Raw genomic sequence first — 13,209 nt, 5'->3', positions numbered from 1 at the left:
CACGCGCTCTGGCGTCGAGGGCAGCCCGGTTTACCGCGCTGCCCTTTTTCTTTCCAATCACCCGTCCGCCTCTTCCACCTGCCCCTTGAACCAGCCGACCCCCGCGATCGTTGCCCAGAATGCCGTACGCCGGCTGCCGCGCGTCGCGTTGCTGCTGCTGTGCGCGGCCTACCTGCTGCCGGGCCTGCTCGGCCGGGGCCCCTGGAAGAGCGCCGACATCACGGCCTTCGGCTACATGGCCGAGCTGGCCCGCAGCACCGAGGGCCTCGCCCGCTGGTTCGACCCGCTGCTGCTGGGCATGCGCCCCGAGACACCCGCGCTGATCCCCTACTGGATCGGCGCCTGGGCGATCCAGCTCGCCCCGTCGTGGGTCAACCCCGACCTGGCCGTGCGCTTCGTGTTCGCGCTGATGCTGTGGGGCACCTTCACCGCGACCTGGTACGCCGTCTACTACCTGGCCCGCACGCCGCGCGCCCAGCCCGTGGCCTTTGCCTTCGGCGGCGAGGCGCGTCCCACCGACTACGCCCGCGCCATCGCCGACGGCGGCCTGCTGGCGCTGATCGCTTCGCTGGGCCTGGCCCAACTCGGGCATGAAACCACGCCCGCGCTGGCGCAGCTGTACTTCGCCTCGCACCTGTTCTACGGCGTGGCCGCACTGCCTTACCGCCGCGTCGGCCCGGTGATCGCGCTCGTGGTCGGCACCCTCGGCATGACGCTGAGCGGCGGCCCGACGGTCGGCCTCGCGCTGGCGATCGGCAGCGCGGTGTACATCGCCTACGAACGCCACCAGCGCGCCAACCGTGTTGCAGAAGGCCGCAGCGACGACGAGAGCCCCGGTTTCACGCTGCCCGCCCTGCTGACGATGGTCGGCATCACCGTGCTGGCCGCCGCACTGGTCTTCGGCCTGGGCCTGGCGCAATGGAAGATCACGCTGGGCAATTCGCTGCTGTCCGACGTGCGCAGCCAGGCCAAGCTGCTGCTGTGGTTCACCTGGCCGGTCTGGCCGCTCGCGCTCTGGACGCTCTGGCGCTGGCGCCGCCAATGGCTCGAGCGCCACGTCGCGCTGCCGCTGTGGTTTGCGCTGGTGCCGCTGGCCGCCACCTGGACCACCGATTTTTCCGACCGCTCCCTGCTGCTGGCCCTGCCCGCCTTCGCCACGCTGGCGGCCTTTGCGCTGCCGACCTTCCGTCGCAGTGCGGCGGCGCTGATCGACTGGTTCAACGTGCTGTTCTTCAGCGGCCTGGCCGTGCTCGGCTGGATGTACTGGATCGCCATGCTGACCGGCGCGCCGCGCAAGGCCGCCGCCAGCGTCGCGCGGCTGGTGCCGGGCTTCGTGGCCGAGTTCTCGCCGGTCGCCTTCGTGCTCGCCTTGGCCGCCACGCTGGCCTGGTGCTGGCTGGTGCGCTGGCGCACCGGCCGCCATCGCGCGGCGCTCTGGAAGACGCTGGTGCTGCCGGCCGGCGGCACCGCCCTGTGCTGGATGCTGCTGATGACGCTCTGGCTGCCGCCCATCGACTACGCGCGCAGCTACATCCCGCAGGTGCGCGCCGTGACCGAACGCATCGGCCATCCGCGCTGCGTGGCCGAGCTGGCGCTGAGCCGGCCGCACATCGCGGCACTGCGCCACCACGGCAACCTCAACCTGCAGCCGCTGCTGCTGGGCAACGACTGCCCCTGGCTGCTCGTGAGCCCCGACACCATCGAGCGGCTGCACACCATCATCCCGATGGACCAATGGCGCTTCAGCGGCACCCTGCGCCGCCCCAGCAGCCCCGCGGACGACCTGCTGCTCTACGAGAAGATCGTGCGCTGACCCGTGAGCAGCAGCACGCACGGGAGCGAACGCGGACTCATCGCACGGCACGCCGGCACGGTGCTGATCGGCCAGCTGGCCGTGATGGCCTTCGGCGTGGCCGACACCATCATCGCGGGCCGCTACTCCGAAGGCGCGCTGGCTGCACTCTCGGTGGGCGCCGCGATCTTCGTCAGCGTGTATGTCTCACTGATGGGCGTGCTGCAGGCGCTGCTGCCGGTGTGGGCCGAACTGCACGGCGCCAACCGGGGCGGCGAAATCGGCCGCTCGGTGCGCCAGTCGCTCTACCTCGCAGCCATCGCCGTCGTGGTCGGCATGACCGTGCTGCTGCTGCCCGGCGCGGCGCTGCGCTGGACCCAGGTGCCCGCCGACATGCGCGGCGAGGTCGAGGCCTACCTCGCGGTGCTGGCCTTTGCGCTAGCCCCCGCCCTGCTCTTTCGCCTCTTCAGCACGCTGAACCAGAGCCTGGGCAAGCCCAAGCTCGTGACCTGGCTGCAGCTGGCCTCGCTGCTCGTGAAGCTGCCGCTGTCGGTCTGGTTCACTTTCGGTGGTGCCGGCCTGCCGGCGATGGGGCTGGTGGGCTGCGCCTGGGCCACGCTGTGCGTGAACTGGGCCATGCTGGGCTGCGCCGTCTGGCTGCTGCGCCACGGCGCGTTCTACCGCGGCTACCAGCTGTGGGAGCGCATCGAGGCGCCCGACTGGCGCCAGATCCGCCTGTTCGCGCGGCTCGGCGTGCCCGGTGGCCTCGCGGTGCTGGTGGAAGTGACGTCCTTCACGCTGATGGCGCTCTTCATCGCGCGCCTGGGCACCGCCGCGGCGGCTGCGCACCAGATCGCCTCGAACCTGCTGGCCGTGGCCTACATGACGCCGCTGTCGCTCGCCATCGCGACCAGTGCGCGCGTGAGCTTCTGGCTCGGTGCGGGCGACACCGCCCGGGCGCGCCATGCCTGCCGCCTGGGCTTCGAACTCACGGCGCTGTTCGCGCTGCTCTATGCCGGCGCCATGGCCGCGTTCCGCACGCAGCTCGCCAATGTGTATTCCGACAACCCGGCCGTGATCGCGATGGCCTCGGCGCTGCTGGTCACCGTGGCGCTGTATCACGTCGCTGATGCGTTCCAGACGCTGTGCGTCTTCGTGCTGCGCTGCTACCGCGTGACGCTGGCGCCGCTGGTCATCTACTGCGCGATGCTCTGGGGCATGGGCCTGGGCGGCAGCTACCTGCTGGCCTACCGCGGCCTGGGGCCGTGGGAAGCCATGCAATCGCCACTGGCCTTTTGGCTCATGAGCGCCGCGGCGCTGGCGCTCACCGCGCTGCTGTTCGTCGCGCTGCTGCGCTGGACGATGAAGGCGCGGGCCCGCTGAAGGCCGCGCGGCTTGCTCGCTACTTGACCATCACGCGTGCTTCGCGCACGCGTGTCGCCGGGAACAGCAGCGTGAAGCGGCTGCCCTTGCCCACCGTGCTCTCGATGCGCAACTCCGCCCCGTGGCGTTGCGCGATGTGCTTCACGATGGCCAACCCGAGCCCGGTGCCGCCGGTCTCGCGCGACCGGCTGCGGTCGATGCGATAGAAGCGCTCGGTGAGCCGCGGAATGTGCTCGGCGGCAATGCCCGGGCCCGTGTCGCGCACGGCATATTCGCCGCGCCCGTCGGGCAGCACCCGCCACGTCACGGCCACCTCGCCGCCGCCGGGCGTGTAGCGGATGGCGTTGGTCACGAGGTTCGACATCGCGCTCTGCAGCTCGGTCGGCGCGCCCGACAGTTCGGATTCGGCCTCCGACGTGAACGTGAGCTTGTGCCCTTGCGGCGTGAGCCGGCCTGACAGCCCGCGCCCTTCGTCTTCGCACTGCGCCAGCAGCGCGCGCATGCGCACCCACTGGTTGCCCGACGGCGCCGCGCTGCCTTCGAGCCGCGACAGCGTCAGCAGGTCGTTCACCAGCGTTTCCATGCGGTGCGACTGCTGCCCCATCAGCGACAGATAACGCGTGCGCTCGTCGGCATCGAGCGGCAGGTTCTGCAGCGTCTCGACGAAACCCGCCAGCACCGTGAGCGGCGTGCGGATCTCGTGCGACACGTTGGCCACGAAGTCGCGCCGCATCGCCTCGGCCTGTTCCAGCGCCGTGATGTCGCGCGTGAGCAGCATGCGCCGGTTGCCGGCGTACGGATGCACCTGCACCGACAGCCGCACCGGATGGCCGCGGTGCTGCGCATGCACGAGGCCGGGCGCATCGATGACCACATCGCGGCTGTAATTCCACGAGGCCAGGTAGGCCACGAACGCCGGATCGCGCACGAGATTCGCCAGGTGCTGCAGCAGGTCGCGCTCGGCATCGATGCCGAACTGCCCCGCCGCCGTCTGGTTGCACCATTCGATGCGGCCCTGCTCGTCGAGCAGCACCACGCCGTTGGGCGAAGCCTGGATCGCGGCCAGGAACTCCTGCAGCCGGTCTTCGGCCTGCCGGGTCTGTTGTTCACGCTCGCGCAGCAGCTTGCGGATGCGCTCCGACAGCTCGCCCCACACGCCCGGTCCGCGCGACGGCAGCCCGGCCGCGTCGTTGCGCAGCACGCGCAGCAGGCGCTCGGCGCGCCAGGCATCGAAGCCCAGCCAGAGCACCGCGCCCAACCAGGCGCCCAGCCAGCCGTACTTCCAGCCGAAAAGGCCGACAGCGCCCGCCGCGATTGCGAGGGACGCTATAAAAAAAGTAGCAATACGAAAAGGCATGGCGGGCGATTATCCGCGCCCGCCGCCGAGGCTCACGGCGCTGCTCACACCGTGACTTGGGCCGTCAGCCGGTAACCCGCGCCGCGCACGGTTTCCACCATGGGCGCGGCCGCACCCAGCGACTCGCGCAGGCGCTTGACGTGCACGTCGACCGTGCGCTCCTCGATGTAGACGTGGTCGCCCCACACCTTGTCGAGCAGCTGTGCCCGGCTGTGCACGCGCTCGGCGTGCTGCATCAGGTAGGCCAGCAGCTTGAACTCGGTCGGGCCGACCTTCAGCGCCCCGCCCTGCCACGTGACGCGGTGGGTGGAGGTGTCGAGGGCCAGTTCGCCAATCTCGACGCGCTCGGTCACCACCTCGGGCGCGCGGCGGCGCAGCACGGCGCGGATGCGCGCCAGCATTTCCTGGGTGGAGAACGGCTTGGTGATGTAGTCGTCGGCACCGGCATCGAGGCCGGCGACCTTGTCGGGCTCGTCGCCGCGCGCCGTCAGCATCAGGATCGGGATGGCCTTGGTGCGCGGGTCTTTGCGCCACTGGCGCGCAAGCTGCAGGCCGCTCTGGCCCGGCAGCATCCAGTCGAGCAGGATCAGGTCCGGCAGGAAGGCGTCGATTTCACGCTGGGCGGCGGCACCGTCTTCGGACCAGATCGGCTCGAAGCCGTTGTGGCGCAGGTTGACGGCGATCAGCTCGGCGATCGAGGATTCGTCTTCGACGATCAGGACTCTTGGTTTCTTCATGCGTTCTGGGGAGTCTTTGCGGCGACGGTCGTCACTGCAATGCCGACTCGATTTCCTCCATCGAAGTGTGCCGCACATCGGCGCCCTTGACGATGTAGATGATGAACTCGGCGATGTTCTTGGCGTGGTCGCCGATGCGTTCGATGGCCTTGGCCAGGAACAGCAGGTCCAGGCTGGCGGAGATGGTGCGCGGGTCTTCCATCATGTAGGTGACCAGCTTGCGCACGAAGCCGTCGAACTCCTTGTCGATGAGGTCGTCGTCTTTCAGGATCGACAGCGCGGCGGCCGTGTCCAGGCGCGCGAAGGCGTCCAGGGCAGTGCGCAGCAGGTTCGAGGCCAGGTCGGCGGCAATGCGCAGCTCGGTGGTGGGCAGCTGGCGGGCCGATCCGCTTTCGATGATCGACTTGACCATGCGCGCGATCTTGTTGGCCTCGTCGCCCACGCGCTCCAGGTTGGCGGTGGTCTTGCTGATGGCGATCAGCAGGCGCAGGTCGCGTGCCGTGGGCTGGCGACGGGCGATGATCGACGACAGCTCGCGATCGATCTCGATCTCCATCGCGTTGACGCGGTGCTCGGTCTCCATCACGCGGTCGGCGGCTTCGGCGTCGAACTGCAGCAGGGCGTACACGGCCTGGTGGATCTGCGACTCGACCATGCCGCCGAGCTCCATCACGCGCGACGAGACGCCGTTGAGTTCGCTGTCGAACTGGCTGGAAAGGTGTTTCTCGGTCATGGTGTTGTTTCCTTTGACTTCAACTCAACCGAAGCGGCCGGTGATGTAGTCCTCGGTCTCCTTGCGCTGCGGCTTGAAGAACATCTGTTCGGTGGCGCCGAACTCGATCAGGTCGCCGAGGTACATGTAGGCGGTGTAGTCGCTGCAGCGGGCGGCCTGCTGCATGTTGTGGGTCACGATGACCACGGTGTACTCGTTTTTCAGCTCGGCAATCAACTCTTCGATCTTCGCGGTCGAAATCGGGTCCAGGGCGGAACAGGGTTCGTCGAGCAGCAGCACTTCGGGCTTGATCGCGATGCCGCGTGCAATGCACAGGCGTTGCTGCTGGCCACCCGACAGGCCCGAGCCGCTTTGCTGCAGCTTGTCGCGCACTTCGGTCCACAGGGCCGCCTTCTTCAGGGCCCATTCGACGCGGTCGTCCATCTCGCTGGCCGAGAGGTTCTCGAACAGCTTCACGCCGAAGGCGATGTTGTCGTAGATCGACATCGGGAACGGCGTGGGCTTCTGGAACACCATGCCGACCTTGGCGCGGATCAGCGCCACGTCCTGCTTGGACGTGAGCAGGTTCTCGCCGTCCAGCGCAATGGTGCCTTCGGCGCGCTGCTCGGGGTACAGCTCGAACATGCGGTTGAAGGTGCGCAGCAGGGTCGACTTGCCGCAGCCCGACGGGCCGATGAAGGCCGTGACCTTGTTCTCGGGGATCTCGAGGTTGATGCCCTTGAGCGCGTGGAACTTGCCGTAGTAGAAGTTCAGGTCCTTGACCGAGATCTTCGAGCGCGACGGTTGTTGTTGTGCGACGGTGTTTGGCATATGGGCGCCTTCTTGATTTAGTGTTTGTTGCGCGTCAGCACGCGCGCCAGGATGTTGAGGGCAAGCACGGCGACGGTGATCAGGAACACGCCGGCCCAGGCCAGTTGTTGCCAGTTCTCGTACGGGCTCATGGCGAACTTGAAGATCGTGACCGGCAGGCTGGCCATGGGCTGGCTCACGTCGGCGGTCCAGAACTGGTTGTTCAGCGCGGTGAAGAGCAGCGGCGCGGTCTCTCCCGCGATGCGCGCCACGGCCAGCAGGATGCCCGTGACCACACCGGCGCGCGCGGCACGCAGCGTGATGCTCAGAATGACCTTCCACTTGGGCGTGCCCAATGCGTAGGCCGCTTCACGCAGGCCCGGCGGCACCAGCTGCAGCATGTTCTCGGTGGTGCGGATCACCACCGGAATCACGATGAGCGCCAGCGACAGTGCGCCGGCCAGGCCCGAGAAGGTCTTGAAGTAGGCCACCACCACCGCGTAGACGAAAAGGCCGATCACGATCGACGGCGCCGACAGCAGGATGTCGTTGACGAAGCGCGTGACCGAAGCCAGCAGGCCCTTGGGGTTGTATTCGGCCAGGTAGATGCCGGCCATGATGCCGATGGGCGTGCCCACGAAGGTCGCCAGCATCACCATCACGAACGAGCCGAAGATGGCGTTGGCGATGCCGCCCGCCTCGTTCGGCGGCGGCGTCATTTCGGTGAAGGTGGCGAGCGCCAGGCCGCCGATGCCCTGGCGCAGCGTTTCCCAGAGGATCCACACCAGCCAGAACACGCCGAACGCCATCGCGGCGAGCGACAGCGTGAGCGCGATCTTGTTGACGCGGTTGCGCGCGGCGAACCTCGCCTGGCGCGTCTCGGCCAAGGTCTTGGCGTTGATCAGGTTTTGCGCGGTAGTGCTCACGTCTTGGTTCCTTCGCTCTTCTTCATTTGCGCCAGCAGCATCTTCGACAGCGACAGCACGACGAAGGTGATGAAGAACAGCACGAGGCCGAGGTACATCAGCGCAGCCTGGTGCAGGCCCGCGCCGGCTTCGGCGAATTCATTGGCCAGTGCCGAGGTGATGCTGTTGGCAGCCTCGAACACCGACAGGGAGTTGAGCTGGTTCATGTTGCCGATCACGAAGGTGACGGCCATGGTCTCGCCCAGTGCGCGGCCGAGGCCGAGCATGATGCCGCCGATCACGCCGGCCTTGGTGTAGGGCAGCACGACCTTCGAGACGACTTCCCAGGTGGTGGAGCCCAGGCCGTAGGCCGACTCCTTGAGCAGCGCGGGCGTCACTTCGAACACGTCGCGCATCACCGAGGCGATGAACGGAATGATCATGATCGCCAGGATGATGCCGGCCGACAGAATGCCGATGCCCACGGGCGGGCCGGACACCAGGGCGCCGAGGTACGGCACGCCGGCCAGCAGCTTCTGCAGCGGCTGCTGCACCCAGGTCGAAAGAATGGGGCCGAAGACCAGCAGGCCCCACATGCCGTACACGATGGACGGCACGGCAGCCAGCAGTTCAATGGCGGTGCCCAGCGGGCGCTTGAGCCAGTTGGGCGAGAGTTCGGTCAGGAACAGCGCGATGCCGAAGCTCACCGGCACGGCGATCACCAGTGCGATGAACGAGGTGGCCAGCGTGCCGTAGATCATCACGAGGCCGCCGTACTCGTCCTTCACCGGGTCCCACACGCTGCTCGTGAGGAAGCCGAGGCCGTACTTCGCGATGGCGGGCCAGGCGCCGACGACCAGCGACAGCAGGATGCCGATGAGCATCGCGAGCGTCAGCAGCGCGGCGCCCTTGGCGGCCCAGCCGAAGATGCGGTCGGCCATCGGGCCGGAACGGGGCGCCTTCACGGGCGGCGGAGGAGCGGCAGAGGTGCGCGCGCGCTCGGCCGCAAGGTCGAGGGAGGCGGCAGCAGCAGGAAAGGTGGATGACACGGGTCGCTCCGGCAAAGACGAAAGCGGCGCGTCCTGGAGCGAAGAGTTGCTCATGGGCGCGCCGTCCTGGACTGTGGATGAAGGGTTGCTGCTTTGCTTACTTGAACGCGACCGGCTTGCCCGATGCGTCCTTCACTTCACCCCATGCCTTGGCGATGGTGGCCTTCACGGCGTCGGGCATCGGCACGTAGTCGAGCTCGTCGGCCGTCTTGTCGCCGCCCTTGTAGGCCCAGTCGAAGAACTTGAGCACGGTGGTGGCGCTGGCGGGCTTGTCCTGCACCTTGTGCATCAGGATGAAGGTGGCGCCGGTGATGGGCCACGAATCCTTGCCGGCCTGGTTGGTCAGCACCTGGTAGAAGCTCTTGTTCCAGTCGGCACCGGCGGCAGCAGCCTTGAAGGCCGTGTCGTCGGGCGAGACGAACGTGCCGGCTGCGTTTTGCAGTTGGGCGTAGGTCATCTTGTTCTGCTTGACGTAGGCGTACTCGACGTAGCCGATCGAGTTGGGCAGGCGGTTCACGAAAGCGGCGACGCCTTCGTTGCCCTTGCCACCCGCGCCGGTGGGCCAGTTCACGGCCGTGCCTTCGCCGACCTTCGACTTCCACTCGGCGTTGACCTTGCTCAGGTAGTTGGTGAACAGGAAGCTGGTGCCCGAACCGTCGGCGCGGCGAACCGGGGCGATGGCGGCGTCAGGCAGGGCCAGCGAACCGTTCAGTGCCTTGATGGCGGGGTCGTTCCACTTGGTGATCTTGCCCAGGTAGATGTCGCCCAGCACCTGGCCGTTGAGCTTCAGTTCGCCCGGCTTGATGCCGGGGATGTTCACCACGGGGATCACGCCGCCGATGACGGTGGGGAACTGCATCAGGCCCTTGGCTTGCAGTTCTTCGTCCTTCAGGGGAGCGTCCGAGGCGCCGAAATCGACGGTCTTGGCTTCGATCTGCTTGAGGCCAGCGCCCGAACCGACCGACTGGTAGTTGATCTTGACGCCGGTGGCCTTGTTGAAATCGGACGCCCACTTGGCGTACAGCGGTGCCGGGAAGCTGGCGCCGGCGCCGGTCACGTCTTGGGCGAGGGCGGGAAGGGAGAACAGCGCGGTCACGAGGCCGGCGGTTGCAAATTTGAACGTCGTTTTCATAAAGCTTCCTTGAGAAGTAAGAAGTAGTCCCTTTGGGGCTCGAACGGACTCTAAAAAGCTTTTGTGACATCGATGTGACACCCCTTCTGTCGAGGGAAAATGCCGCTGCACCGGCCGGGTTGTGTGTGACGCTGTCACATAACCGTCATTCGCCCCGCCTAACCTCCAGCCCTCGCCGTGACGCGATTCGGGGAGGCGGCGCCTGCTGTCACGGCGCTACGATCAGAGAACCGCCCTCTTCACTAGAACAATGCAAAACGGCACCCGCCTCGCAGCAGTCGATCTCGGCTCCAACAGCTTCAGGCTGGAAATCGGCCAGGTCGACCACGGACAGATCCACCGCACCGAGTACCTCAAGGAAACCGTGCGCCAAGGCAATGGCCTGGACAGCGCACGCAACCTCACGACCGAAGCCATGCAGCGCGGCTGGGACGCCCTCGCCCGCTTCGGCGAGCGGCTGGCCGGCTTCAAGCGCTCGCAGGTGCGCGCCGTGGCCACGCAAACCTTGCGCGAAGCGCGCAACCGCGAAGAATTTCTGTTGCGTGCGCGCACCATCCTCGGCTTCGGCATCGACGTGATCCCGGGCCGCGAAGAAGCCCGCCTGATCTATCAGGGCGTGGCGCACCATCTGCCGCACACCGACGCGTCCGACCAGGAACGCCGGCTCGTCATCGACATCGGCGGGCGATCCACCGAAATGATCATCGGCCACGCGCTCGAGGCCGAGCGCATGGAGTCGTACCGCGTGGGCAGCGTCGCCTGGTCGATGAAGCATTTCGGCGAAGGCCAGTTCACCGCCCCCGCCTTCCGCGCCGCCGAAGTCGCGGCCAAGGCCGTGCTGGACGACGCACTCTCCAGCTACACCCGCGACCAGTGGGACGTGGCCTACGGCGCCTCCGGCACCATCGGCGCGGTGGGCGACGTGCTCGCGGCGGCCGGCGGCGAAGCCGGCCTCGTCACCCGCGACGGCCTCGACTGGCTGCTCGACCGCCTGCTCAAGGCCGGCAGCATCGACAAGCTGCGCATCGACGGCATGCGCGAAGACCGCAAGGCCGTGATCGGCGGCGGCCTGAGCGTGCTGCGTGCGGTGTTCGACCTGCTCGACATCCAGGAAATGAAGGTCGCCCAGGGCGCCCTGCGCCACGGCGTGCTGTACGAGTTGCTCGAGCGCGACGAGAGCGTGGCCGACATGCGCAGTGCCACGGTGACCCGGCTCGCCACCCGCTTCGCGGTCGATGCGGCCCAGGCCAAGCGCGTGAGCGAGGCCGCCGCCGCGCTGTTCGTGCAGCTCGCCCCCGCCGCGCGTGGCGGCAGCACCTCGAGCCGCGCCGGCCGCGCGCTGCGCAAGCTCGGCTGGGCCGCGCAACTGCACGAGATCGGCGCGCTGGTCTCTCACAGCGACTATCACAAGCACGGTGCCTACATCCTCGACAACGCCGACGCGCCGGGCTTTGCGGTGAACGAGCTGCACGCGCTCGGCCAGCTGGTGCTGGGCCAGCGCGGCAAGCTGCGCAAGCTCGAAGCCTCGCTGGACGACGAGACTTTCGTGACGCAGCTGCTTGCGCTGCGGCTGGCCGTGATCCTGTGCCATGCGCGCCGCGACCCCGACCCGAAGGCGCTGAACCTCGCGGCACTCGGTGCCAGGGCCTTCACGATCGCCTGCGCGCCCGATTGGGCCGACGCCTATCCGCAGTCGGCACACCTGCTGCGCGAGGAAGTGCTGGCCTGGCAGAAAACCAGCAACTGGCGCGTGGAGCTCAGCGGCGCCTGAGCCGTTTCACTTCGTGTCGATGCCGGCCGTCTGCGTGACGGCCGCTGCGCCGGCCTTGTGCAGCACCTCTTCCCCGAACATCTCGACATAGGCCGGCTGCACGATCTGGTCAAGCCCGCGCTTCAACCCTTCGCGAGCGCCTGCGGTGTCCTTGAGCAGGCCGTCGTACAGGAGGTAGGTGGGCTCGCTCACGTCGGCGACCTGCAAGGTCTGGCCCACGACGGACTGCTTCTCGTCCCTCAGCAACTGTTCCACCCAGACGTACGGCTTGAAGCTCGATGTCGCATCGGCCGCGCCATAAGACGTCGTGATCCGCAGGATCAATGTGCTGTAGCCGGGCGTAGGCGGGAGTTCCTGCACCTGCATCTGCGCATGCTCTCCGGTCGCGCGCATGAAAGGCGTCAGCTTCACCTCGCGGCCACTCTCCCGCAGGCGCGCCGCCAGTCGCTCGGCGAACTGCCTGTTGAGCGCCATGGTCGCTCCGCTGTTCTTCACTGCGGCCGTGAACTCCTTGCTGCGCTGGTCGGTCCGGGCGGCCATCGTCATTCGGCTGCCGGTATCGGCGGAGATTGCCAACAGCGCAGCGATGGGCCCAAAAAACCCTGCGAAGCCCGTCAGCCCCGACCCGCCGCCATCCGTGACGATCAGCTGGTCTTGCGCGTTGTAGATGACCTCGACCTTTTCGATCGACCGGGTGGCATCGTGGCGGGTCTGCAGCGCAGGCGCGACGCTGTTCGCCGCGCATCCCGACAGCAGGGCTGCAGCAACAAGCAGGGAAGTCAGCGTCTTCAATGGCATGTCCGCGTCTTCACGCGGCATGTTCTTGAAGCTTCTTGGCAGTGTGTGGAGCAGTTTCATGCGTGTCCCCCAGTGAGGTGGTCGACCGGCACCGCTTCTTCTCGCATCGGGGCAAAAGCACGTTGCCGTGGAGTCACACTGTAGAAATTGCGCTGCACGCGCGCATGAGTCGTCCGCCCCTTTTTCCGGGAGACAAGCGCCCTGCCGCCTCGGTCCGCGACCGTGACAAAGCGCCCGTCCGGAAGCGTCAGGCGGGGGTGTTGGCGGCGAAGGACCGCTGTAGCAGCTAGAGAAGCTCGGGCGCCTGCACCGTCACGACGACGGTCTGCACATCGCCGTCGCGCTCGCGGGTGCGGATCCACCAGAGCGAGCCCTTGCGCACCGGGCAGCTGTCCTGCTTCAGGCCGAGCAGCAACGAGATCGCCTGCCCCAGCGACGGCTGGTGGCCAATCACCAGCACCACCGACTTGCCGTTGGGCCAGCCGGTGGCAGCCAGCAGTTCGTCGGGCGTGGTGTCGGGCGACAGCTCGGAGCGCAGCTTGTACTTGCGGCCCAGTGCCAGCGCGGTCTGCTCGCAACGGCGCGCCGGGCTGCACACGATGCGTGTGCCGTCGGGCAGCTGCCGGTCGAGCCAGGAGGCCATGCGCTTGGCCTGTTTTTCGCCGCGCGGCGTGAGCGAGCGCTGCATGTCGTCACACCCTTCGGTCCAGTCCTCGGCTTCGGCGTGACGCCAGAAGATCAAGTCCATGCTCATCGTCTTTCG

The 13,209-nt window shown here is 67.5% G+C and carries 12 protein-coding genes; 3 read left to right on the top strand and 9 right to left on the bottom strand.

Going from position 1 to position 13,209, the window contains the following annotated elements:
• Positions 1-85: 85 nt before the first annotated feature.
• Positions 86-1,813 (top strand): hypothetical protein, encoded by a 1,728-nt coding sequence (locus GFK26_RS22595; protein ID WP_153283955.1) that lies wholly within the window; start codon positions 86-88, stop codon positions 1,811-1,813.
• A gap of 3 nt (positions 1,814-1,816) precedes the next feature.
• Positions 1,817-3,175 carry an MATE family efflux transporter gene (locus GFK26_RS22590; RefSeq protein ID WP_228121746.1) on the top strand — a complete coding sequence of 453 codons (1,359 nt, stop codon included), beginning with the start codon at positions 1,817-1,819 and terminating at the stop codon, positions 3,173-3,175.
• 19 nt (positions 3,176-3,194) lie between these two features.
• On the opposite strand, the gene phoR is transcribed toward GFK26_RS22590, so the two are convergent.
• The 7 genes from phoR to pstS are packed head-to-tail and all read right to left on the bottom strand — an operon-like array spanning position 3,195 to position 9,877.
• Complete coding sequence (phoR, locus tag GFK26_RS22585) at positions 3,195-4,532, bottom strand: phosphate regulon sensor histidine kinase PhoR (RefSeq protein WP_194273938.1); 1,338 nt, start codon at positions 4,530-4,532, stop codon at positions 3,195-3,197.
• 44 nt (positions 4,533-4,576) lie between these two features.
• Positions 4,577-5,269, bottom strand: coding sequence for a phosphate regulon transcriptional regulator PhoB (gene phoB, locus GFK26_RS22580; protein ID WP_007836652.1), 693 nt, complete (start codon positions 5,267-5,269; stop codon positions 4,577-4,579).
• A gap of 31 nt (positions 5,270-5,300) precedes the next feature.
• On the bottom strand, positions 5,301-6,002 hold the full coding sequence (gene phoU, locus GFK26_RS22575) for a phosphate signaling complex protein PhoU (protein WP_062473142.1): 702 nt from the start codon (positions 6,000-6,002) through the stop codon (positions 5,301-5,303).
• 24 nt (positions 6,003-6,026) lie between these two features.
• Positions 6,027-6,812, bottom strand: a complete 786-nt coding sequence (gene pstB, locus GFK26_RS22570; RefSeq protein ID WP_056580144.1) for a phosphate ABC transporter ATP-binding protein PstB — start codon at positions 6,810-6,812, stop codon at positions 6,027-6,029.
• Positions 6,813-6,829: 17 nt separating this feature from the next.
• Positions 6,830-7,717: a phosphate ABC transporter permease PstA gene (pstA, locus tag GFK26_RS22565; protein WP_153283954.1), complete on the bottom strand. Its 888-nt coding sequence runs from the start codon at positions 7,715-7,717 to the stop codon at positions 6,830-6,832.
• Positions 7,714-8,799 (bottom strand): phosphate ABC transporter permease subunit PstC, encoded by a 1,086-nt coding sequence (gene pstC, locus GFK26_RS22560; RefSeq protein WP_153283953.1) that lies wholly within the window; start codon positions 8,797-8,799, stop codon positions 7,714-7,716. The genes pstA and pstC overlap by 4 nt, the downstream gene beginning before the upstream one ends.
• A 43-nt stretch (positions 8,800-8,842) precedes the next feature.
• Positions 8,843-9,877: a phosphate ABC transporter substrate-binding protein PstS gene (gene pstS, locus GFK26_RS22555; protein ID WP_153283952.1), complete on the bottom strand. Its 1,035-nt coding sequence runs from the start codon at positions 9,875-9,877 to the stop codon at positions 8,843-8,845.
• A gap of 250 nt (positions 9,878-10,127) precedes the next feature.
• On the opposite strand from pstS, the gene GFK26_RS22550 reads away from it, so the two are divergent.
• Positions 10,128-11,648: a Ppx/GppA phosphatase family protein gene (locus tag GFK26_RS22550; RefSeq protein WP_153283951.1), complete on the top strand. Its 1,521-nt coding sequence runs from the start codon at positions 10,128-10,130 to the stop codon at positions 11,646-11,648.
• Positions 11,649-11,654: 6 nt separating this feature from the next.
• Here the strand turns inward: GFK26_RS22550 and GFK26_RS22545 are convergent, their stop codons facing one another.
• Positions 11,655-12,506: a hypothetical protein gene (locus GFK26_RS22545; RefSeq protein ID WP_153283950.1), complete on the bottom strand. Its 852-nt coding sequence runs from the start codon at positions 12,504-12,506 to the stop codon at positions 11,655-11,657.
• A 226-nt stretch (positions 12,507-12,732) separates the two neighbouring features.
• Positions 12,733-13,194, bottom strand: a complete 462-nt coding sequence (locus tag GFK26_RS22540) for a SixA phosphatase family protein (RefSeq protein ID WP_194274138.1) — start codon at positions 13,192-13,194, stop codon at positions 12,733-12,735.
• Between the last annotated feature and the right edge of the window lie 15 nt (positions 13,195-13,209).

The organism is Variovorax paradoxus, assembly GCF_009498455.1.
GTDB lineage: Bacteria > Pseudomonadota > Gammaproteobacteria > Burkholderiales > Burkholderiaceae_C > Variovorax > Variovorax paradoxus_H.
This window is presented reverse-complemented; position numbering and strand designations above follow the sequence as displayed.